The organism is Streptomyces sp. NPDC104581 (genome assembly GCF_055583685.1).
The window spans coordinates 24,135-44,605 of sequence record NZ_JBVJNN010000023.1; the positions used below are offsets into that span (position 1 = coordinate 24,135).

General features: G+C 70.1%; 22 protein-coding genes. 16 read left to right on the forward strand and 6 right to left on the reverse strand.

Annotated elements, in window-relative coordinates:
* The first annotated feature begins 127 nt into the window (after positions 1–127).
* From ACZ61E_RS19900 to ACZ61E_RS19955, 12 genes are all read left to right on the forward strand, one after another.
* Complete coding sequence (locus ACZ61E_RS19900) at positions 128–508, forward strand: hypothetical protein (protein ID WP_469701067.1); 381 nt, start codon at positions 128–130, stop codon at positions 506–508.
* 13 nt (positions 509–521) lie between these two features.
* Positions 522–947, forward strand: coding sequence for a DUF3263 domain-containing protein (locus tag ACZ61E_RS19905; protein WP_469701069.1), 426 nt, complete (start codon positions 522–524; stop codon positions 945–947).
* A gap of 259 nt (positions 948–1,206) precedes the next feature.
* On the forward strand, positions 1,207–2,385 hold the full coding sequence (locus tag ACZ61E_RS19910) for a hypothetical protein (protein WP_469701071.1): 1,179 nt from the start codon (positions 1,207–1,209) through the stop codon (positions 2,383–2,385).
* A 223-nt stretch (positions 2,386–2,608) separates the two neighbouring features.
* Complete coding sequence (locus ACZ61E_RS19915; protein ID WP_469701073.1) at positions 2,609–3,646, forward strand: hypothetical protein; 1,038 nt, start codon at positions 2,609–2,611, stop codon at positions 3,644–3,646.
* Between the two features lie 93 nt (positions 3,647–3,739).
* Positions 3,740–4,714 (forward strand): DNA methyltransferase family protein, encoded by a 975-nt coding sequence (locus tag ACZ61E_RS19920; RefSeq protein ID WP_469701075.1) that lies wholly within the window; start codon positions 3,740–3,742, stop codon positions 4,712–4,714.
* Positions 4,715–4,761: 47 nt separating this feature from the next.
* Positions 4,762–5,286 carry a single-stranded DNA-binding protein gene (locus ACZ61E_RS19925; RefSeq protein ID WP_469701077.1) on the forward strand — a complete coding sequence of 175 codons (525 nt, stop codon included), beginning with the start codon at positions 4,762–4,764 and terminating at the stop codon, positions 5,284–5,286.
* A gap of 399 nt (positions 5,287–5,685) precedes the next feature.
* Positions 5,686–6,564: a hypothetical protein gene (locus ACZ61E_RS19930; RefSeq protein WP_469701079.1), complete on the forward strand. Its 879-nt coding sequence runs from the start codon at positions 5,686–5,688 to the stop codon at positions 6,562–6,564.
* Positions 6,565–6,888: 324 nt separating this feature from the next.
* The gene (locus tag ACZ61E_RS19935) at positions 6,889–8,112 is read left to right on the forward strand and encodes a hypothetical protein (RefSeq protein ID WP_469701081.1); all 1,224 of its coding nucleotides are present in this window, start codon (positions 6,889–6,891) and stop codon (positions 8,110–8,112) included.
* 167 nt (positions 8,113–8,279) lie between these two features.
* Entirely contained in the window at positions 8,280–8,945 is a 666-nt protein-coding gene (locus ACZ61E_RS19940; RefSeq protein WP_469701083.1) for a hypothetical protein, read from the forward strand.
* Positions 8,942–10,021, forward strand: a complete 1,080-nt coding sequence (locus ACZ61E_RS19945; RefSeq protein ID WP_469701085.1) for a phosphoadenosine phosphosulfate reductase — start codon at positions 8,942–8,944, stop codon at positions 10,019–10,021. The genes ACZ61E_RS19940 and ACZ61E_RS19945 overlap by 4 nt, the downstream gene beginning before the upstream one ends.
* 4 nt (positions 10,022–10,025) lie before the next feature.
* Complete coding sequence (locus ACZ61E_RS19950; protein ID WP_469701086.1) at positions 10,026–10,367, forward strand: hypothetical protein; 342 nt, start codon at positions 10,026–10,028, stop codon at positions 10,365–10,367.
* Positions 10,368–10,460: 93 nt separating this feature from the next.
* Positions 10,461–11,573 carry a hypothetical protein gene (locus ACZ61E_RS19955; RefSeq protein WP_469701088.1) on the forward strand — a complete coding sequence of 371 codons (1,113 nt, stop codon included), beginning with the start codon at positions 10,461–10,463 and terminating at the stop codon, positions 11,571–11,573.
* A gap of 300 nt (positions 11,574–11,873) precedes the next feature.
* Here the strand turns inward: ACZ61E_RS19955 and ACZ61E_RS19960 are convergent, their stop codons facing one another.
* The 6 genes from ACZ61E_RS19960 to ACZ61E_RS19985 form a co-directional block, all read right to left on the reverse strand.
* The gene (locus ACZ61E_RS19960) at positions 11,874–12,389 is read right to left on the reverse strand and encodes a hypothetical protein (protein WP_469701089.1); all 516 of its coding nucleotides are present in this window, start codon (positions 12,387–12,389) and stop codon (positions 11,874–11,876) included.
* Positions 12,386–13,408, reverse strand: a complete 1,023-nt coding sequence (locus tag ACZ61E_RS19965; RefSeq protein ID WP_469701090.1) for a hypothetical protein — start codon at positions 13,406–13,408, stop codon at positions 12,386–12,388. Before ACZ61E_RS19965 ends, ACZ61E_RS19960 begins: the two co-directional genes overlap by 4 nt.
* Before the next feature lie 310 nt (positions 13,409–13,718).
* Positions 13,719–14,573 carry a pentapeptide repeat-containing protein gene (locus tag ACZ61E_RS19970; RefSeq protein ID WP_469701091.1) on the reverse strand — a complete coding sequence of 285 codons (855 nt, stop codon included), beginning with the start codon at positions 14,571–14,573 and terminating at the stop codon, positions 13,719–13,721.
* A gap of 488 nt (positions 14,574–15,061) precedes the next feature.
* Positions 15,062–15,976, reverse strand: coding sequence for a GP88 family protein (locus ACZ61E_RS19975; protein WP_469701093.1), 915 nt, complete (start codon positions 15,974–15,976; stop codon positions 15,062–15,064).
* Between the two features lie 480 nt (positions 15,977–16,456).
* Entirely contained in the window at positions 16,457–16,663 is a 207-nt protein-coding gene (locus ACZ61E_RS19980) for a DUF397 domain-containing protein (RefSeq protein ID WP_469701095.1), read from the reverse strand.
* On the reverse strand, positions 16,660–17,544 hold the full coding sequence (locus tag ACZ61E_RS19985; RefSeq protein WP_469701097.1) for a helix-turn-helix domain-containing protein: 885 nt from the start codon (positions 17,542–17,544) through the stop codon (positions 16,660–16,662). The genes ACZ61E_RS19980 and ACZ61E_RS19985 overlap by 4 nt, the downstream gene beginning before the upstream one ends.
* Before the next feature lie 262 nt (positions 17,545–17,806).
* On the opposite strand from ACZ61E_RS19985, the gene ACZ61E_RS19990 reads away from it, so the two are divergent.
* The 4 genes from ACZ61E_RS19990 to ACZ61E_RS20005 all read left to right on the forward strand — a co-directional run bounded on the left by ACZ61E_RS19990 (position 17,807) and on the right by ACZ61E_RS20005 (position 19,831).
* On the forward strand, positions 17,807–18,064 hold the full coding sequence (locus ACZ61E_RS19990; protein WP_469701099.1) for a hypothetical protein: 258 nt from the start codon (positions 17,807–17,809) through the stop codon (positions 18,062–18,064).
* 419 nt (positions 18,065–18,483) lie between these two features.
* Complete coding sequence (locus ACZ61E_RS19995; protein ID WP_469701100.1) at positions 18,484–18,891, forward strand: ATP-binding protein; 408 nt, start codon at positions 18,484–18,486, stop codon at positions 18,889–18,891.
* Positions 18,888–19,412, forward strand: a complete 525-nt coding sequence (locus ACZ61E_RS20000) for a hypothetical protein (RefSeq protein ID WP_469701101.1) — start codon at positions 18,888–18,890, stop codon at positions 19,410–19,412. The genes ACZ61E_RS19995 and ACZ61E_RS20000 overlap by 4 nt, the downstream gene beginning before the upstream one ends.
* On the forward strand, positions 19,412–19,831 hold the full coding sequence (locus ACZ61E_RS20005) for a hypothetical protein (RefSeq protein WP_469701102.1): 420 nt from the start codon (positions 19,412–19,414) through the stop codon (positions 19,829–19,831). The genes ACZ61E_RS20000 and ACZ61E_RS20005 overlap by 1 nt, the downstream gene beginning before the upstream one ends.
* Positions 19,832–20,471 lie beyond the last annotated feature (640 nt).

The window sequence follows — 20,471 nt, forward strand, 5'->3', positions numbered from 1 at the left end:
TTTTTTCGGGGTTCTCACCCCCCCCTCCCCCCCCCCCCCACCCCCCCCCCCCCCCCCCCCCCCCCCCCCCCCCCCCCCCCCCCCCCCCAGCGCAGCACAGTCCCATCGCAACGAAACGAGGCACAGCATGACCGCCAGCATCGCCGACCTCTGCCGACAGATCAGCGCCCTCGGGGACCCGGTGTCCCTCGCCGCCGTGCAGGAGGCGGCCGCCCGGCAGCTCACCGCACTCGACAGGGCGGCCAGTCGGGTCGACATCAGCGAGGTCCGCCCCGGCCGACAGGCCCGCATCCGGAACATCACGCCCGCCGTCCTGACGCGGCTGACCGGCACCATCCAGGAGGCCAACAGGACCGGTTCGCGGTTCTCCTTCCTGCTGGATGAGGAGTCCACCACGATCCTGCGCCGCGAGCAGCACCCCAAGTACCAGATCCCGGAGGACGTGAAGCGCTTCCGCCTCGGAAAGCTCCCGGCCGGATGCCTGGAAGTCATCGACGAGAACGAGTGAGGCCCTGCCTCCGGTGACCGAAGCCGGAGGGGACGCGGCGGTGTGCAGCTTCCGCCCGCCCCCTCCGGCCCCCGCCACCGCTTCCCCCGAGACGACGACCGACGAGAGGTTCATCGTGACCACCCCCGAACCGGAGCCCGGCGAACCGTCCCCGGCAGCCGGCGAACCGGCGCCCGCGCCCGCGCCCTTCGAGCCGAGCGTCTTGCAGACGATCGGCATCCGGTATGTGCTCGTGGTCGCCGCCCGCAGCTTCCCGACCCCCAGCGCCCGTGACCGCGTCATTCGCGAAGACCTGGGGATCTCTCCCACCGCCTACTCCCAGCTGCTCAATGCCCTGCTGGACTCCGTCAACTCCCTCAAGGTCGACCCCATCACCGTCTACCGGCTGCGGCGCCTCCGCGACTCGCGCCGAACTGCACGGGAAGGGGAAGCGCCGTGAATCACGGGCGACCTCCGCGCGGGCGGAGCGGTGACCCGTTGCTCGCCGCCCTCAGCCCCGCCTGTTGCCCGTCGAAGACCCCATCAGGTGCTGAGCCACGACCCCGCCACCGAGCCCGGCGCACTTGCGCCGACGCGTAGGCGGATCCGGCCGCCGATGCGCAACGGGCGGCCGGTGACTCCCGCAAGCAGGAGAGGGACGACTGCGCGAACCGCGCCTCCAACTCCGCCAGCCACGCCGAGAAAGGACACCACCAGCGATGACCAGCACCAGCAACCCCAGTGAAGCCGAGCGCACCGAACGTGCCCGCAAGGGCGAGGAAGCCACCCGCCCCGCCGCAGCAGAGATCTTCGTGAACTACTCCACCCGCGAGGCCGGGATACGCCTGGAGTCGGCCGACGGCAGCACCCAGGAACGCGACTTCATCCCGTTCGGTCACGCCGTGTTCGACGGCCGCCCGACCACGGCGCACGAGCTGATCCCCGACGCGGTGACGGCGATCGAGAAGCGCGGGTTCTTCGTCTCGGTCAACGGCGAACCGGTCGAAGATCCGGAAGCCGGCTGGCGCGAGGGAGTCTCGCAGCTGACGCGAACCACCATCCGGGCCGATATCACCCCCAGCCGCGCCTACCTCGGCATGGTCAACCACAGGTACGCCCCCCGTGAGTCGTACGACCCCGCTCCAGTCGTCGACCTTCCGGCCGGCTGGGCCGCCGAACCCCGACCGTGGGACCTGTGGCAACTGAACGGGCCCGACTGCGGTGCACCACTGACCCTGTCCCGCCGGGTCGACCTCGCCGGCGTGCACTGGACGCTGTGGGAGGGCGCACCGTACGACGGGCCCCGCATCGGCGGAGGCAAGACGTGCGCCGAAGCTGTCGCACCGCTGACCGCCGAGCAAGCTGAGTTCGACATGTACGGCATCCGTCTCCCCCTGGAGAGGTGGAGCGCTTATCGCATCGACGGATGCGCCACCGTCTACGGCCCCGGCTGGTGGCCCTTCCACGACCACGTCACAGAACTCGTGGCCCGAGCGGCAACCACGTTGCAGATGCCGGAGAGGGCCCGCACCGGCCGCACCCGTCCGAGGTCGCTTCGCCTCTCACCGAACTGCGCCAACTACTCGTGGCGCAACGAGTACGTGAGCGTCACACCGGACACCGGCGGCGGGCCGACGGCGACCGCGCGCCTCGCACTGGTGCACTCCCCGACCGGCCGGATCGACACGCACACGGTGCACATCGTGCTGAACATGGAGGACGGCACCGTCACGCTGCCCGATTCCTGCCCCCCTCACCTGCGCCGCGAGGCCGAGACCAAGGGCCTGCGCATACTGACCCTGATCTCCCGGGGCCGCATGGAACGCAAGGCCGGGCATCCGGCGCCCGTCGCGCTCAGCGAGTACGCGCCCGGCGCCGCGGACACCAGTCAGCAGTAGGGGCGGCCTCGGGGGCTGGCCACGTCCGGCCCGTACGTTCGCTTGAACCCAACTCGCCTGGAGCGAAGGGCACTTGGACAACACAAACTCCCTGGTCACGGCAGTGTTTACAACCCTCTGATTCCTACTAGTATGGATATTGCAAGGACGGGCACCATGCGGCGTCTATCCCGCCCCCGATGTCCCGTCCATCCACTTCACGCACCCAGGGAGTTGAGCACCGATGAACGGCCCCACCCAGAACGACCCGTCCCAGGGCTTCCACGCCGGGACCCGCTTCTACAACGGCGACAGCCATTTGTGCGAAGTGGCCGAGGTGATCCGGACCGCCGCCGGGCAGGGCCTCTTCCACCGCGAGCAGGCACGAAGGGCGCCGGTGACGCTGTGGATACAGAACCTGGTGACGGACTCGGGCTTCCCGATGACGCCCAAAGACCTGGTCCGGCAGATCGACGACCCCACGAACCGGTGGGGCCGCGCCGACGGACCGGTAAAGGCAGGCCGACGCAGTCCGTACCGGCGCCCCGCCGATGCGGCGATCCAACGGATGCTCAAGAACGCCGAGGCCGGCGAGAGGGCTGCCCGCAACCGCACGGCGCGCGCAGCGTGCATGGCGGCGGCTGTCGCGGTGCGCGACATCCTCACCGGCTACGACGGCGCCGACGGCGCGCCGTTCGATGCCATCGGTCTGCTCCTGCGGCTGAACTCCCACGGCCGCGTGGTCACCGACGGCAAGTACTGGACCGCCGGAGGAGAAGGGGAGATCACCGACAAGAACACGGAGCTGTACGGCTTGCTGGAGTGGACCGGTGCACTCGACGTCCACAACCAGGAGGGTTGGGCGCCGCTGTGCGAGGTTGCCTACGGGCCGGACGAGTTCGTGCTCGACCTCGCGAAGGCGGCCACGATCCCCGCCGACCCCTACGACATGGCGCGAACCGCGGCCGTCCGGGCCCGGCTGGCCGCTGCCGAGGGCACGCCGTGGGGCGTCGAGGAGATCGTCTTGGACCGCCTGGGCGGGAGGGTCGAGCCCGGAGACCCGGCCGGGGTCCACACCGATTTCCTGGTCATCGACCAGGCGGGCATCCAGGTGGCAGAGATTTCCGTCAATCACGACGGCCCCGAGGACACCGTGACACCCGCCGAGGACATCGCCGTCTCGCGCGCGCACGCGCAGCTGATCACTCACGCGCCCGACGACATCGCCCTGCTGCTCCTCCTCCTGGAGCAGGCGCAGAAGGACGCGTTCGCCACACCCTGATCTGCCCCGCTTCGCCGGGGGCGGCCCGCCCCATGCCGCCCCCGGCGAAGTCCTCCCCCGCACACGCCGACCCTCACCACGAGGAGCCCCGCCATGGCACAGATCGACCCGCACACGCTGATCCCCGGACTGCCCGGTGCGCCGGACGCCGGCACCGTCAACGCCGAGCCCCAGCCCGAGGCCATCGCCCAGGAGACCGCCGACCGAGCCGCGCGCGCCTGGCACCGGGAGCGGGCCGGGGAGGACCCGGCCGTGCCGGTGGGTGTCGTGGCGACGCTCGCCCAGCTCTCCCGTCCCACCGGCGGCCCCGACACCGCCGCGCAACTGCGCGCACTGCCCCCCGCGGACCTGTGGCGGGTACTGGAGCGCGTGTGGGCGATGCGATGGGTCGAGCGGCCCGAACTCGCCGCATGGGCCGCCCCGCTGCACCGGTGGCTGACCTCACCGCCGTCGCCGGCGGCGGCCGATGCCGTCGCGGCGGTCGCGCACGCCGCGCTCGACGCGGGACTGCTCGACCTGACCGGATCCGAGGACGCGCAGATACGCCGGGGCGCCGACGTCCTGGGCCCGACCCTGGCACGCGTACGGTCAGCCGGCGCCCGGGAAGCGTTCGCCGAGATCCACTCACCCCCCGACGTCGCCGAACTCCTCACTAACCTGGTCCTCCTCAACGAGCCCCCCGCCCCGGGGGATCGGCTCGGCGAGCCGACGGCCGGCACCGGCGGGCTGGTCCGGGCCACCGCGTCGCACCTCGGCGCCAACGGGCACGACGTACGACGGTTCCGCTGGTCCATGAACGAGATCGATCCGGTGGCCGCCGCGTCCTGCGCCTCCAACGCCCTCACCTGGGACCTGGGACCGGACGTCCTGGTGTTCTGCGGCGACACACTCACCAACGCCGACGGCCCCGAGCAGGCCCGCCGCGAGCGGGCGGACATCCTCACCCGCCACGCCGAGCTGGTGGAACTGGCCGGACTGACGGTCCTGACGCAGAACATGACGAAAACCCTGTTCCCGCCGGGGGGAGCCGGATCTCCCTCGAACGGCGGGGAAGCGAAGGGGGATTGACCCCACGCCATTTACTACTAGTATGGATATTGAAAGGAGGAGTTCTCGTGCTTGGTGTTCCCACGACCACCGTCACCGGCACCGTCACCGGCGACGTCGAAGTCCGCTTCGCCGAAAACAACGGCACGCCGATCGCCCGCTTCCGACTCACCGTCACACCCCAGAACTTCAACCAGGTCACCCAGGCATGGGAGGCCGCCGACCCCGTCCACTACATGTGCACCCTCTGGCACGGCCTGGCGTGCCACGCCGCCGAATCCCTCACCGACGGCGTAACCGTCCTCGTCCTCGGACGCGTCACCCACGTCCGCGACAACGACCTGTATCTGAGCGTCAACGACATCGGCCTCAGCCTCCGCCACCGCATCGCCTACACCGAGGCGAGCCTTCCCAGCCCGGCGGCGGCCCGCCCCACGCCCCCCAGCTCCCCACCCGAGCCACCCGCAACCCCAGCACCGCGACCGTCCCCCGCCACGCCCCGCAGCCCCGGACAGCAACCGGACTGGTGGACACAGCAACGCCCGACGGGATGGCACAACGTCGCCCGGACCCCGGAGACCAACTCCGCCTGACACCGGTCCCCACCGTCGCCGGAACAGCCCGCCCGCCCGGCGGCCAGAACGGCGCCGTACCGGGCCCGCACTCGCCCGTTCTCCCGCAGCTCTCTGCCGCGTTCACCGTGAAAGGACTTCGTCATGAGCACTTCCCCGAATGACGCGACCGCCGCTCTCCTTGCCGCACGCGCGTCCGGGATACGTGTGGTCACCGCTGACGGCCGGGGGATTCCGGTCGCTCACGAACCCCGCAACCCGGACGACCGCGAGCCGTGGGCCGAGTACGAGGGCTGTACCGGCACAGTGGTCCGCCGTCACAGCGGTGACGCCTGCACTACGGTCCTGTCCCCGCGCTGGATGCAGTGGAGCGCGTCACGGTCTGTGAACGTACGCCTGACCCGAGCAGGAGTGCACTGCGTGTACGAAGGCCTCGCGGACGGTACACGGGCCAGGACCACGTTCGTCGACGGCAGCGAACTCACGTGGACCGGCGTCGGTATCCACGCCGACGTACAGGGTGACGAGTTCACCATCCATCACGCGATCAGCGAACACAGGATCCTGCGGGTCCAGTGGTCCAATGAGAGCGGCGACGTCACCGAGCAGCGGGCCCACCGGTTCGCCAGCGGGAGCTATGCCGACGACTCCGCCGCTCTGGTGGCGTGTGTCATCGCCTATGCCGACCGCCACGGCCGCACTCCCAACACTGAAGAGCAGCCGCAGATCGTCCTCCAGGGCGATCCCGTCAGCGCCACGCTGGTCAAGGCCCGGTCGCAGGAGAAGGGCGCGGTCCGGATCGTCACCAACGACGACCGGGCGGTCCCCGTCGCGTACGAACCCCGCACCTCGGACGACCCCACCCCGTGGGCCGAGTACGACCCCGCCACCGGCACCATCGTCAGCCGCCGCCAGGGTCTCGCCTGCGCGACCCTCGACGTCGAGCGGGGAACAGTGACCGAGGAGTGGACCGTCGCCCGGTCCCTCTACCCGCGGCTGGAGGAAGCGGACATCGAGTGGGCCTGTGGGCGGGACCGAGCCGGAACGTACGACAAGGTGGCCCTCGCCGACGGCGGCGAACTCACCTGGTCCGGCGTCACCGTTCACGGAAAAGACGTATCGCTCCTCCACTCCATCGGTGAACACCATGCCTTTCAGCTCGACTTCCGTGGCCGGGACGGCCGCGAGGTCCACCACGACTTCGCGACCGGGAGCTACGCCGCGGACTCCGGCGCGCTCGTGGCGTGGGTGACCGCGTACGCCGACCACTACGGCCGCGCGCCCCGCCCGCAGCTCTGATCCCGCTCGTGCCTGGTGCGGCACCGGCCCGCCGCACCAGGCAGGCACACGTAGCGCCCAATCACCTCTTCGTCGAGTGCTGCCCGGCGCCCTCGTAACACCGGAAGGACGTGGCCGACGACACCAAGGAACCCGAGGCCGTGCGCTGCCCCGGATGCGGACTCCCCCGCCCCACGACGACGCACGCCGCCCCTCCTTTCACGCAACCGTTCGTCACTTCCGCCAACCGCCCGCCACCTCGACTGGTGAAGACGACGCCCAGCCACCTCTGTCCGAGCCATCGCCCCAGTGACCACGCCATCCCGCACGCGGAAGGAGAGACCGATGCCCCGTGCCGCCCATGACACTGCGCCGCTTTTCGAACTGCCCGGTGAGCCCGTCGACACCGTCATCAACTGGGGCCTGGGTGTGGACTCAACCGCCTACATCGCCAAAATGCTCACCGACCCGGCCGCCCACGGTATCGAGCTCGCCCGTACCGCCGTCATTCATATGGCCACCGGCAGCGAGTGGCCCCTCACCCATGAACTCGCCGACCGGTTCATCCTGCCGCTGCTGCGCGAGCACAACGTGCGCCTGGTCCAGCTCGTACGCACCGGGCAGGAATACGCTGCCGGCATCACCGTCCACGACGACTCCCGCCAGCCGCAACGGCTCATCAGGCGCGGCGAGTGGACCCTGTGGGACGAGTACGAGACGAACGGCACCGTCCCCCAGCAGGCCGGATCTCGGAAATGCTCGATCCGGGCGAAAGGCGAAGTCGGTGACAGGTGGGCGGGGAGCGCCGTCGACGGACCGTTCCGACAGATCATGGGCTACAACGCCGACGAGGCCGGCCGCGCGCTGAAGGACAGCCGCGACGGCAACACCGAACTCCGCACCGGCATTTACCCCCTCATTGACTGGGAATGGGGACGTCAGCAGTGCGAGGACTACCTCCGGGACCGGTTCGGCGTGGAGTGGCCCAAGTCCTACTGCACCTTCTGCTGCTACCCCACGTCTATGGGCGCCCTCCCGCTTCACCTCGACCGGATGCGCCGCCACCCCGACATCGCCGGACAGGTCCTCCGGCTGGAGTACACCTCCGTCAGCCTCAACGCCAACGCCCGTCTGTTCGGCAAGGAGAGCCTGCTTCAGCAGTTCGATCCCTCGCGCCCCGGGGACCGCCCGGTTCTCGAAGCGTTCGAGCGCGAACTGGCCTGCCCCTGGGCGCTCTACCACGTCCGGCGCATCCTGCCCGCCTCGAAGAAGGACCCGTCGAAACGCGGACAGGCGCTCCGCTCCGTGGAACGCGTCGACCTCGGCCGTCCCGCGCAGCTGGGCCGGCGGCTCACAGCGATCTCCGAGCGTCACCGGGTGCCGGTCGAGACCGACCCGCGGTACGGCCGCACCCGTGCCTGGCTGCGCACGCGCGGCACCGAGTTCCCGATCACCGAAGAGCTGTTCGTCACCGCGCCCCACCACGTCCGCGACAAGCAGGAGAAGCGCTTCGAGAGGGAATGGGCCGCCGCGACCGGCACCACTCCGCCCGCCCTGCCCTGCGAGTAGCCACCTTCCGGCCCGGCACCCCTGCCAGGGCCCCGTTCAGCGGCAACCGTCACCCGGGCGCCGCGTGCCTCTCCGCCCCGAAGCTCCACGCCTACCAGCGGCATGCCCTGCCGCGTCGATGGCGCGAGCCCACCCACCCACCGCCCCGCTCCCGGAAGGAGACTGGCGTGCTGTACCTCGCGACGCCCTCCGGCGGCGCGGCCCGTGCCGCGATGCGGGCCGGATTCCTCGGCTGTATGACCACCCCGGCCCAAGGCAACCTCATACCCGACGGCGCCCTGTACGCCTGCGACAACGGCAAGTTCAGCAAAAAAGGCTGGCCCGGCCACGACCGCTGGTTCAGGTGGCTCACCGCCACCATCGAGCGGTACGGGGCCGACCGGTGCTTGTGGGCCGTGGCCCCGGACGTCCCCTTCGACGCTGCGGGCACCCTGACCGAGTCACGCCCCTGGCTCGCCCAGATCCGCGGACTCGGGATCCCGGCGGCGTTCGCCGCGCAGGACGGCTGCGAGGAGGGCCTGATCCCGTGGGGCGAGTTCGACGTCCTGTTTCTCGCCGGCACAACCGAGTTCAAAACCGGGCCCATCGCCCACGCCCTGGCGGCCGAGGCGATCGCCCGCGGGCTCACGGTCCACATGGGCCGCGTCAATTCCCGCCGGCGCCTGCGCCTGGCCCACGCCTTCGGATGTGCCAGCGCCGACGGCACCTGCCTGGCGTACGGCCCCGACCAGAACCTGCCCCCGCTCCTGGCCGCGCTGCGCGAACTCCGCGAAGCCCCGGGCCCCTTCACCGCCCCACCGCCCCTCTCACACGGCAGGAAGACGATCCGATGAATCTCCCCACCGGCACAGTCACCCGAGCCTCCGTCCCCGACCTCAGCGACTACGACGTCATCGCACCCCAGCTGTCCGGCGGCCAGGACAGCGCCCTGACCATGTGCCTGACCATGGAAGCCGCCGTGCGCGACGGTGTCCCCGACCGCGTGCGCAGCTACCACTCCGCGCTCCCCGTCCTCGACTGGCCGGAGGTGGTGTACGACGGGCAGAGGTGGCCGGGTGTCGCCGAACTCGCCGCCCGGCAGGGCGCCGCGTTCGGACCCACCGCCGGGCACACCGAGGTCACCCGGATGATGCCCGGCCCGGACGGCACCCCCATGCCGCACTCGCTCCTCACCGAGATCGCGCTCTACGGGCGCTTCCCCCGCCTGGGCAGCAAGTTCTGCACGAAGTCGGCCAAGGAAAAAGTGGTCAACGCCGCGTGGACCCCGTTCGTCCGGCAACGCAGCAAGGAACTCGGCCGACCCGTACGGATCCTCAAAGCAATGGGGATGCGACGCGACGAGAGCCGGTCGCGCAGCACCCTTGACCCGTACCGCAACGTCCTGACCAACGGGGCACGGATCGTCGACGAGTGGCTGCCGGCGCTCATGTGGAAGAGGCACGAGGTCCAGGAGTGGTCCGAGGACCATCCCGAGCTTCGGCACTGGACGTACGACTCGGTGCCCGGCGCCGTAGACTGGCAAGGGACTTCGCGCTGCTCATGCAGCCTTTGCAGCTTCGCCAGCAAACGGGATCTGCTGATCTCGATTCTCCGGCGGCCGCGGCTGACCGCTCTCTACGCCGAGGTCGAGACTGTTCGCGGCGACAGCCTCACGGCCGGCCGGCGTATCACCGATCTGATCCACCTCGCCCACGGCCCCGGCGCCCCCGACCCCGGCGTCGTTCTGCCCGACGACAGCCCCGAGTTCACGGCCGTCGCACAGCAGGTGCGCACCGCGCTCACCCTGCCCCCGCGCAAGGCCGTCGACCTGGCGGCCCGCGACGACGACGAACCGTCGGCGCCGTGCGACGGGTGCTCCGCCTTCACCCAGCGTCTCCCCCTCACCCGCATCACGACCGTTGGAGAATGACACCATGACGGACCTGACCGACCGGATGATGCAGATCTCCGTGCACGCGTCCTCCACCACCGATCCGGACCAGCTGCTCCAACTGCTCCGGGAGGGAAACAGGCTCTACCACCACGGGCTCGACGAGACCCGGCAGGCTATCGCCGAGCGGGAGAGTTCCACCGAGCTCGACGAGTTGCTCGACAGATGCCGACAGGCCGATCTTCCCCCGCTGCCCGACACCGGGCGGAAGGAGGCAATCAGCCTGCTCGCGTTCGCCCAGTGGGGCGAGACGCCGGCCGCTCTCGCGTACGAGGAGGTGGTGGGTGTGGCCGCGTTCCAGGGGGTCAGCCTTATCCCGGAATAAATCTTGGCCCGTCGGCTGGACACCGCTCCTCAGATCCTGCCAGTATGGATACTGTTAGTAGCGGCCTCTCTAGTCGAACGGAAACTGGCCCTCATGGCGTCGAAGAACGCAACTCCGGCAGACGGGGCCGACGACGAACTCCTCAGCGCCTCCCAGGCGTCGCGGTTCCTGGGGTACAAGAACCCGAACCAGGTCAACGTGTATCTGCGGATCCCCGGCTACTTCCCCGAACCCGACCAGGTCGAGCCGATGGGTACGGCGGAGAACCCGCGGCGCCGGCTGAAGTGGCGCCGCGGCACTCTGCGCGAGTGGAAGCAGAACCGGCCCGGGCCCGGCAAGCGCGCCGGTTCTGAGACCAAGGCTGCTCCGGAGCTCCAGCCGGTGCCGCGCGACGGGGACCCGGACGAGCTGCTGCCGACACCCGCCGCCGCCAGCCTCCTCGGGTACGAGAGCGAACGGTCGTTCCGCAGGGCGCGCAGTGCCGGCAATCTGCCGCTGCTCACGGACGAGGCCAGCGTCGAGGTCCGCAGCGCCGCCGGCCGGAAGGTGAAGGCGTGGTCACGCCGCCTCGTACTTGAGCAGGAAGAGAAACGATGGTCCGTCACACCGCATGACGGTGACCCGGACAAGCTGCTGCGCCGCGGCACCCTGCGCGACTGGAAGGAGAACCGGCCGGGGCCCGGCAATCGGGCCAACTCCGGGGGCGAGACGCCCGAGCTCCCTCCGGTGCCCCGTGACGGGGATCCGGACGAGCTGCTGCCGACACCCGCCGCCGCCAGCCTCCTCGGGTACAAGGGCACAAGGTATTTCCTCAGGGCGCGCCGTGCCGGCAAGCTGCCGTTGCTCACGGATGAGGCCAGCGTCGAGGTCCGCAGCGCCGCCGGCCAGAGAATGAAGGCGTGGCCGCGCCACCTCGTCCTGGAGCAGGAAGACTCGCGATGGGTCATCGGGCCGCACGATGGGGACCCGGACGAGTTGCTGCCGGCTCCTGCTGTCGCCGGCCTCCTCGGGTACAAGAGCGAACACTCGTTCGGCGAGTCGCGCCGCCGGGGTAATCTGCCGCTGCTCACGGATGAGGCCAGCGTCGAGATCCGCAGCGCCGCCGGCCGAAAGACGAAGGCGTGGCCGCGCCACCTCGTCCTGGAGCAGATCGAGCGGCGGCGTGGTGACCAGATCAGTCCGAAGCACCGGCGGCGGACTACCTGAACGCGGCACCGGGTTGATGGGGTTGTTGATCCCCCGGCCTGCCCGGTGACCGCCCGATGGCCGGCATGGACGGGGCTAGTCACCCTGTCCCCCGCGGCGGCTCACGCCGCCGGGAACCGGCCATCGGTTCGTGTGAAGGGGTCCGGGGATACCCGGGCCCCTTCACGCTTCGTGAGCCGCCGCGTGCGCATGTGATGACCAAGGTCGACGGGCCGGTCGGGCAGGGGCAGTTGCCGGGCGTCCGCGACGAGGAGGAAGACGCGCGGTGTCCCGACAGTAGGCCTAGCGATGGGGGTTGCGTCATCGGCCGGTGTGCCCGGTCTCAGGCCTCGGCCATCGCGGATGGAGCGGAAGGTGCAAAACCTGCTTCTGCACGCGGGCGAGGGCCCGTGCGCGGTCCGAGGGGCCGAAGGCGACGGCGCGCTGGAGCAGCGGGTGGAATATGAGCACGTCCGTTTTCGGGCCCGAGCAGAGCAGAGCCCGGTCCACTTCGGTCAGGCGGAGGTTCAGCGCCTCGCCGGTCCCTCGGCGGACGAGGTGGAGGATGTCGGCGGTCACCTGCTCCCAGTCGCCGACGAGTGGCCAGTCGGCGCCGCCGCTGAGTTCGTGGGTCAGCGTGGCCAGGGGAACGACCTCCCCCGGGCGGCGGCGCTGGAGCAGGAGAGCGTGGATCCGGCGGCCGTCGGGCTGTCTGACCTCGGGGTGGAGCAGGGCGAGTGCGGGCACGATCGTCGTGTTGACCTCCCGCCAGTCCTGCTCCAGGTAGTACGGCTCATGTGCGAACAGCAGGTAGGGGCTTTCCGTCTGCGGTGTCATGGTGTCGTCCTGTCGTGTGGGGCGCAGACGGTGCAGCGTCCGTCTGCGGCCGGGTGGGCTCGGCGGGGTGTCGGTCCGGTGCAGCTGGTGCACACGGGCCACTGGAGGCAGGCCGGGCAGAGGTCCTCGCCGGGGGCGGTGCCGGGCTTGCCGCAGCCGGTGCACTCCACGAGCGCCCGGTAGGTGAGCGCCTCGGGAACGGGGCGCCCGGCCGGTGCGTGCGGAGTGGGTAGTTCGGAGGCGTGGCTGGGCGGGATCGCCGCTTCCGCGGCGCGCAGGCGTGCGGCGACGATCGCGGCGACGGTGGTGTGGATGGGGCGGGGCAGCGGGCGGTCGGCGATGACGTGCCTCAGCTGCGGCGTCGTCCAGCCGGCGTCGAGGAGCCTGGTGGCGACATGTCCTTGATCTTCGAGGGCTTGGCCGGTCAGGAGCAGCTCAGGGTGCTCGGCGCCGACGGCCAGGAGGAGACGGGCACCTGGGGTGAGCGGGGCCGGGTCGGTGCGCGGCGCGGGGGCGTCGGTGCTCCGGGTGTCCGGCTCGCGCGTGTGCGCGTGAACGACGGACGGAACGGACGGAGTGGTGTTCTGGTCGGTGGTCTTCTTGCTTCTGGTGTTCTTTGTGCGGCGTTGGGCCTGTGCAGGCTCACCCTGTGGGGGGTTTCCCCGCTCTGGTGGTGACCTGCGGCGTTGCGAATCCTGTTGCCGTTCGGCCGGCATGTCGGTGATGGCGTACACGGACTCGCCGAGGGTTCCGTCCGCTCTCCGTATGCGCTCACGGACGAGGTAGCCGTGGTGTTCGAGTTCCTTGAGGCCCGAGGTGACTGCGTCGATGCCTTCGCGGCCGTGACGTGCCAGCTCGGCGACGCTCACCTTCCACCCGTTGGTGTGGGTGCTGATCAGCCCGAAGATCCCCTTCGCCTTGAAGGAGAGGGCCGGGTCCCGGAAGAGTCCGTTCGCGATCTGGGTGAAGTGGTCCGCCGCCATGGGGCCGCGGCGGATCCCGGATCCGTAGGCCCTCACCGTCGGACTCCCGCCGGGCGCCCTTTGAGGTGTCCCTCCGGTGGTATCGCGGTCGGAGCGGGCCGGGGCGACAGCCCGGTGCCAGTGGCGTGCACAACGTCCATAAGTGGAGCCAACTGGCCCGCCCCGACCAGGACTGTGACCACAGAGGTAGACCACGGGTCACGATCCGGTGTCGGAACCGTGGCCGGTGCCCGGTACCCGTGTGACCACGGCCGCCGGCCCGGCACAGGTTGGTCAGCGCCATGGGAGCACCCGAGGCCGACCGTGAACTGAGACAGGCGATGGCAAGTGAGAACGGCAGAAACTACTAGCGCACGGCGGGCAACGACGTCGCGTCATCAATACGAGCTGATGCAACCTGCTCCCGCGTAAGGTTTTCCGCACCCCACAGATCCGCACCCTTCAGATTCGCACCCTTCAGATCCGCACCCTCCAGATCCACACCCAGCAGATCCGCACCCTCCAGATCCGCACCCTCCAGATTCGCCCAGGTCAGGTCGGCGTCGAACAGATTGGCGTTGATCAGGATGGCTCCGGTCAGGTTGGCTTCGGCCAGGTCGGCTTCGGTCAGGTCGACCCGGGTCAGGTGGGCTTCGGTCAGGTCGACCCGGGTCAGGTGGGCGCCGAACAGAAACGCGTTGGTCAGGTTGGCTTCGCGCAGGCTGGCCTGGGTCAGGTTGACGGATTTCAGGCTCGCCTCGGTCAGGTCGGCGCGGTTCAGGTTGGCACTGGCCAGGCTGGGGCCGGACGGGGTCGCCTGATGCTCATCAGATGAAGCTCCTCCTTTGGGGATGAGTTCGGCCCTGGGGAGCTTGGCGTCACGGAGATCCAGGACGACGCCGGCGTCGTGGGTCGTGTCGCGGGTTGACAGGACGTTCAAGGCGGCGTGGACGTCGTCCGGGATGTCCTTGCCCTTCGCGGGCGGCTTCGCAGCGTGGATGCGGATGTAAGAGGCAAGCATGTTGGCGATGGTGGGCTGGTCACGATGCGAGTCGTTCATGATCCGCTCCAGCGCATAGATACCGCCGAGGCGCGCCTCCAGCTTGCTCTCACTGAGAAGCCCTACAGCCGCGGTGTACCGATCGGTGATCTGCCCCTCCCTCACCAGCGCCCGGTCCTCCTGCGCTTGAGCGTTGGCGTACAAGACACTGACCACCGCCACGACAGCAGCGACAACAACGGTGACCAACTCGATCCGCCGCGCCCAGTCCAGACCCTGCCGTTCCTGAGAACCGGACGGGTCCCCCAGCGAATGGGCGGAACTCGGACCAGGCGCGGTCCGGGCGGCGAGGCGGGTGGTACGGCGTAAGCGCGGACGTCGCGCGGGCGAGGGAGACATCCACACATTCGACCCCGAACTGCCGCCCTCGCGCAGCGATTTCCCATGCGCAGCTCTGCACCCGGCGTCATCTGACCTGCGCGGTTGCGACCACTTCCCGATCGCCTCGGGCCCAACCGGGCTGGCCGGGTTCTTTGGGGAAGATCGTCTTCTCAGCCCCGTGCCCAGGGTCCAGCGGGCGAACGCCGCTGCCGATCCTCACGGGGCGCGGGCATAGGGCGCCCGTCCGAGCTGTGGCCGGATGGGGATCGGCAGCGGGCCACCGTGCCCGGCGGGTCATGCGTGGAGAGGCGGCCACTCGCAGGGAACCGTCATGGCGCCGGGTCTGCCGGTGGTGCGGGCAGGGACGGCTTCCTTGACGACGTGGTGTCCGTCTGCTTCACGGTGCTCGGACACCGTGAGGGCCGGGCCTTGCGCGGTGTAGGTGGTGCGCATCGTGGGTGCCGCTTGCGGTTGTTGCGACTGCGACGGCATTCGTCCTGCGCCGCCTGGAGCTCACTGAAGCGCTTGTCGCCTTGCTTCCTGCGTAGGTGTTGGATCCGGTTCGCGGCGATGCCGATCTTCTGGGGTCCCAGGACCGATATGAGGCAGCCTTCCTTCGCACGCGAGGTGTAGCCAGCTGCGGCGAGGGACTCCTCGTCGGGGAAAATGTCGACGTGCCGCTCGGTGGTCGTGTCGATCAGGTGGTCCTCGCGGCCGCCGAGGGAGTACACCCACTTGAAGTTCGCGGGCGGGTCCGGCTCCACGGCCTCGCGGAACAGGGAAATGCTCTTGGTGTACGCATAAAATCGAACGCCTGGCGCGGCCCGCATGATGCGCATCCACGCCTGGGTGTACTCCAACGGCTTCTCCGGCGTTATGGCGAAGAAGTCGCCTGCGTCGTGGCAGCGGACCCATCGATCCTGGTACCGCTTGTGCTGGAGCTCTGCGGTCATCTGCGCTTCCCAGCCGGGCAGGTCGTCCAGGACCATCATCAGATTCGCCTCGTGCCGGGCCTTCACGTTGCCGAACCGATAGTGCCCCTGCCGGGCGTAACAGAGCGGGGCGCAAGCCCCCGCCGAGGGACAGGTGTTGTACCGCCGCCCGTCCGGCAGAACCCCGGCAAATGCCGGAATTGACCAGTTGTATATCCTTTGTTTCCGGAGATCCGAGTTCTGCGTCAGCAGCCGCCGAGGGCGCGGCGCGGCGGCGCGGGCGTGCGCGGGGTCTGGCTCTAGTCGTCCCATAGGGGAGCCCCTCTCTGAGTCCTTCTGTGGCGCATGGTGAGCGCCCGCCTCTGGCGGGATCGGCCGGTGCATCAGGCACCAGAAAGCCAAGCCGCTTGCCCCGACCACCACGGTGACCACAGAGGTAGACCACGGGTCACGATCCGGTCTCGTTGCTGTGGTCCGACCGGCGATGGGGCCGGTACGCGGTCCCCGCGTCACTCTGGGCGGCGGTGGACAGGTTCGGCAGGAGGGGCCGGTCCCCATCGACACGGCGGAACGAGGAGACGTTGGAGTCGCCGCGAGCCGGGGGCCGGATCGCGAGGGGCAGGGTCACCTTGAGGAAAGGGCTCACGCTGAGCCGCGGCGGTAGGGAGCAGCAACTCGTGCAGCAGACACAGCAGCGCCCCGGGCTGATGTCCCGGGGCGCTGCTGTTCGGTGATCAGGCTTCGACGTCCGACACGATCGTGATCGGTGTCTGGGGTTCGGTGTGCGGGTGTTCAGGCGGGGGGAGTGAACTCGCCCTTTTCCGCGCCGTCGATGAAACACCGCCAGACGTGGGCGGTGACGACGAAGGGCGGGTTGGTGAGGTCCTCGTTGTCGCGCAGAGCGACGCGGCCGTCCGGCAGCCAGGCCACCTCAAGGCAGCCCCCCTGGGCCGAGCTGGCGGTGCTCTTGAACCACTGAAGATCGGTGGGAAGGGTCATGTCATCTCCTTCACGGCGCGGTGCAGTATCGCCGTCGAGTCGGTCGGGTCTGCGGCCGCCGCGATGAGCAGGTCGAAGGCGGCCGTGAACGTACGGACGTCGCCGGGCTTCTCCAGATAGCTGTTGCCGGCGTGGCTGTCGACGTAGACAACCGGTGGCTCGGCCGGGGGCTCGGCCCCGGCGAAATCGAGGATGCTGAAGCTGCCGCCGAGGCCGGGATGAGCGCCCTTCTTGATGGGGACGATCTGGAGCGTGACGTGGGGCAGTTCGGCCACGTCGATCAGGTGACGGAGCTGGGCTCGCATCACCTCCGGGCCGCCGACGGGCCTGGTGACGACCGCCTCGTCGAGGATGGCCCACAGATTGAGCGGTGTCCGGGCGGCGGACTCGGTGAGTACTGCCGCCTGCCGCTTCGCGCGGATGTCGACCAGGTCCTCGACCTCGCTCGGCCTGACGGCGGGACCCGCCTTGACGACGGCGCGGGCATAGTCCGGTGTCTGGAGGAGGCCGTGGACGAGTACGGGCTCCCATGCGCGTTCGGACGTCGCGCTCAATTCGAGCCCGAAGTAGACGTCGAGCCCGGCGGGCAGCGAATCCCGGTACGGCTCCCACCAGCCGGGAGCCATGTTGGTGGGCACCATGCCGACCAGCTTCTGGACCTGGTGCTCATCAGTGATGCCGTACAGCTCGCACAGCTTGACGATCTCGTCGGTACGCGGGGTGACCCGGCCTTTTCCGGATTCCATCCGGCCGGCGCGCGTGGGTGAACACCCGAGATATGCGGCGACGTCCTTCAGGAGAATGCCGCGCGCGGTGCGGAGCCGGGCCAGCTCGGCGCCGAGCTGACGGCGGCTTGCCGGTGCTGGCTCTGGAGTAGTCACACGCCGCCCCTTCCGTCGGTTCTTTCGCGCACTTGCGTGGCCCCAGTCTGCCGCACTGGCCCGACTCGCTGCACACATGGTGGTCGTCCTCTCCGACTATCCCGTCCGCACATACCAAAAGTGGTGCGCAATCTCTGCGCACTCTCCGCGCACTTGCGCGGAGAGTGCGCGTGGGGCCACTCTAGGGACTACCAAACACGTGCGGTAGCCGGAAGATCGCTCTTAGCGCTGCCGATCCGCCGATGAGATCCCGGGAGCGTGAATGCAACCGTTGACCCGCGTCGTGCGCATCCCCGCGCAACCGTCGCCGAGGACGGCCACCGACGTGCGCGCCCTTGAACTGGACGGGCGGCAACTGACGTCCGAGCAGCGCGACCGGCTGCACGGCAACACCTGTGCCCGCTGCGGCGGTCGCTCCGGGCTACGGCCCGCCGGCTACGCCTACGTCTTGATGCGCGGCAGTCGGCACGGGTACGGGGTGAGCGTCTGCGGCGGATGCCCCACCTGGGGGGCGTGGTGAACGCCGTGCGCACCGTCGCCTCTCCGCCCTGGGACGTCGTCCGGATCGCCCACGCCATAGCGCCCGACGTACTCCTGCGGCTGCTGGAGCGCGGGATCCCTCTGGGGCCGGTCTGGCAGAACCGCGCGCGCGGGGTGATCGAGGCCGTCGTACCACCGGGCACCGCGGCGCAGTGGCCTTTCGTCGACAGGCGATGGGTCACGTGCACGCCTCTCCAGGGAATCAACTGCCCCCAGTCGCCGAACGGGCGGCGATGGATCACACGCCCGTCCACCGTTCGGCCCCCTGCCACCGATCCGGACGCACTGTGCGAGGCGGTCACCGCGGCGATAGCGCGCGCCCGCCTCGGCCGCCGACCGGCAGCCGTACGCCCGTGCTCTCGTCCCGGTCGCTCGACCCCACGCCCCCCAGGGAGTGAGATGCGCCGCTACTCACCGCTCGATCTGCGCGCCGACCTCGGAGAACTCGGCGCGGCCCGCCGTCACGTTCGCGAGACGTTGGCCGACTGGTACGTACCCACCCACACCGCAGCCGCCGCCGTCCAGGTCGCCCACGAGCTGCTCACCAATGCCATGGAGCACGGAGAGGGCGAGACGGTCTGCGTCTGCCTCTTCCTTGATCCCCGCAAGCTCACCGTGATCGTCGGCAACAACGGCACTCTCCGCCAGCCGCTGGCCCCGCGCCCGCTCACCACCACGTCCGAGCGCGGCCGCGGACTGCACATCGTCGCCCAGTACGCCGACGACTGGGACCACTGCCTCACCCCCACCCGCGTCGTGGTGTGGGCGGACTTCCGAATCGACCACTACAAGGAGCTGCCGCGATGAGCCGCCCCCGCCTGTACGTAGCCCCCCACGGCGTCGACCTGGACGTTCCCGTGTCCGCCGTCAGCAGTCCCGACGGTGCACTGGGACCGGTCTGGAACCACGAGGAACCGGCGCGGCTGGACCCGGCCGACACCCACCAGCTCCAGCAGCTCCTGACGTCGCTTCGGGCGTGGGCGCTGCAAGACGGCTGCCTCCCGACCAGTGACGCGATGCGCCGGACGGTGGCCCTGGTTCTTGACGGCCGCCACGCACCGGCCGACGTTCCGGACCTCGATGTGCTGATCGCTACCTTCAGCCGGTACCTCGCGTACCTGGTCGACGAGCTCAGGTCGATGCCCGCCGAACTGCCAAGCGGCGCCACGTCGGTGGCCGAGCTCGCCACCCGGGCCAGCGCACTCCTCGCCGAGGACCGTCTCCCCGGCAACCGCCGACGGGATGTCGTACGCCTCGCCGGCGCCGTGCGCGACCTGATGGTCACCGTCGAGACCATCGCCTCCCGCGTTCCTGGTACGGGGGCGTGATGGCGGCCGTCTGCGGTGCGGTGCTCCGGCTCGGCAGGCCCGCGCTGGTGTGGCTGAGGGAAATACCCACCGGCGTAACGGCGTTGCCGAGCGACGTGTCCGAGGTACTGCGGTGCGTCCTGGAGACACACGAGGCGGCTCCGGTGCACTGGGCCATTGCCCGGTACATGCCCGAGCCGTACGGCGACATCTGGGGCCGCTGGTACGGCGCGTACGGCGAGCCGATGCAGTTGAGCGAATGGTCCGGCTGCCTCGCCGCGAACGACAGCGGCGAGCTGTGCGGCGGTCCCGCCGCGCACAACGGCGGCCACGGGTACGACCTGCTCACCGACGACAAGCGCGCCACCCGCCTTGCACACCCCTACCGGCCCCGTCACTTCACCGCGGTGACGCAGCAGGACACACTCGTAATCAGCTGACCGACAGCCACGCCGGCCCGACCCCCGACGGGACCGGCCTCCGGACGGCGCCCCCGCCCCCGCCGCTCTGCGCGGGGGCGTCGTCATGTCCGGCGAGCTCGGGCCGTCGTGACCGGCGGCGTACGGCAGGCCAGGGCATAGCCCGCACGGCGCGCAGAGCGGCGGCCGCGGTGACCTCGTGGCCCTGAACGAACCACCGGCCGTTCTCCGTCTGGGCCCCGCACCCGCAGAAACAGCCCCGTTGCCTCGTCTCCGTCACGTCCAGGGACCCTAGCGGCTCCAGCAGCCCCGGATCGGCCACGCCACGCGACCCCCGCCCCTATGAGGACTCGCCTTGTTGAGGCGTAGCGGCGTCGGCGGCGTGGCCGAACTCCAGCTCTGTGGCCGGTGGCCGACGCGCGGCTGTGGGTGGCCGGTGTCCGGCCATCCCGGTCGGCCCTGCTTCTGCCCGGTGGCCGACCGGGGAGGATCGGCCACCGGCCATGGCCGACCGGTTCCGGTCACCGGCCGCCCGGCCGTGTGGTCGGCCGGGGCCGGGGGGGGGGGGGGGGGGGGGGGGGGGGGGGGGGGGGGGGGGGGGGGGGGGGGGGGGGTTGGGGGGGGGGGGTGGTTTTTTTTTTTTTTTGTTCCGTTTTTGGTT

What these genes read in the sequence shown, in the direction of transcription:
- ACZ61E_RS19910 (WP_469701071.1), top strand. Translation starts at nt 1,207, where the DNA reads ATGACCAGCACCAGCAACCCCAGTGAAGCCGAGCGCACCGAACGTGCC.
- ACZ61E_RS19915 (WP_469701073.1), top strand. Translation starts at nt 2,609, where the DNA reads ATGAACGGCCCCACCCAGAACGACCCGTCCCAGGGCTTCCACGCCGGG.
- ACZ61E_RS20005 (WP_469701102.1), top strand. Translation starts at nt 19,412, where the DNA reads ATGGCGGCCGTCTGCGGTGCGGTGCTCCGGCTCGGCAGGCCCGCGCTG.
- ACZ61E_RS19945 (WP_469701085.1), top strand. Translation starts at nt 8,942, where the DNA reads ATGAATCTCCCCACCGGCACAGTCACCCGAGCCTCCGTCCCCGACCTC.
- ACZ61E_RS19975 (WP_469701093.1), bottom strand. Translation starts at nt 15,976, where the DNA reads ATGGGACGACTAGAGCCAGACCCCGCGCACGCCCGCGCCGCCGCGCCG.
- ACZ61E_RS19980 (WP_469701095.1), bottom strand. Translation starts at nt 16,663, where the DNA reads ATGACCCTTCCCACCGATCTTCAGTGGTTCAAGAGCACCGCCAGCTCG.
- ACZ61E_RS19935 (WP_469701081.1), top strand. Translation starts at nt 6,889, where the DNA reads ATGCCCCGTGCCGCCCATGACACTGCGCCGCTTTTCGAACTGCCCGGT.
- ACZ61E_RS19990 (WP_469701099.1), top strand. Translation starts at nt 17,807, where the DNA reads ATGCAACCGTTGACCCGCGTCGTGCGCATCCCCGCGCAACCGTCGCCG.
- ACZ61E_RS19900 (WP_469701067.1), top strand. Translation starts at nt 128, where the DNA reads ATGACCGCCAGCATCGCCGACCTCTGCCGACAGATCAGCGCCCTCGGG.
- ACZ61E_RS19950 (WP_469701086.1), top strand. Translation starts at nt 10,026, where the DNA reads ATGACGGACCTGACCGACCGGATGATGCAGATCTCCGTGCACGCGTCC.
- ACZ61E_RS19960 (WP_469701089.1), bottom strand. Translation starts at nt 12,389, where the DNA reads ATGACACCGCAGACGGAAAGCCCCTACCTGCTGTTCGCACATGAGCCG.
- ACZ61E_RS20000 (WP_469701101.1), top strand. Translation starts at nt 18,888, where the DNA reads ATGAGCCGCCCCCGCCTGTACGTAGCCCCCCACGGCGTCGACCTGGAC.
- ACZ61E_RS19920 (WP_469701075.1), top strand. Translation starts at nt 3,740, where the DNA reads ATGGCACAGATCGACCCGCACACGCTGATCCCCGGACTGCCCGGTGCG.
- ACZ61E_RS19955 (WP_469701088.1), top strand. Translation starts at nt 10,461, where the DNA reads ATGGCGTCGAAGAACGCAACTCCGGCAGACGGGGCCGACGACGAACTC.
- ACZ61E_RS19995 (WP_469701100.1), top strand. Translation starts at nt 18,484, where the DNA reads ATGCGCCGCTACTCACCGCTCGATCTGCGCGCCGACCTCGGAGAACTC.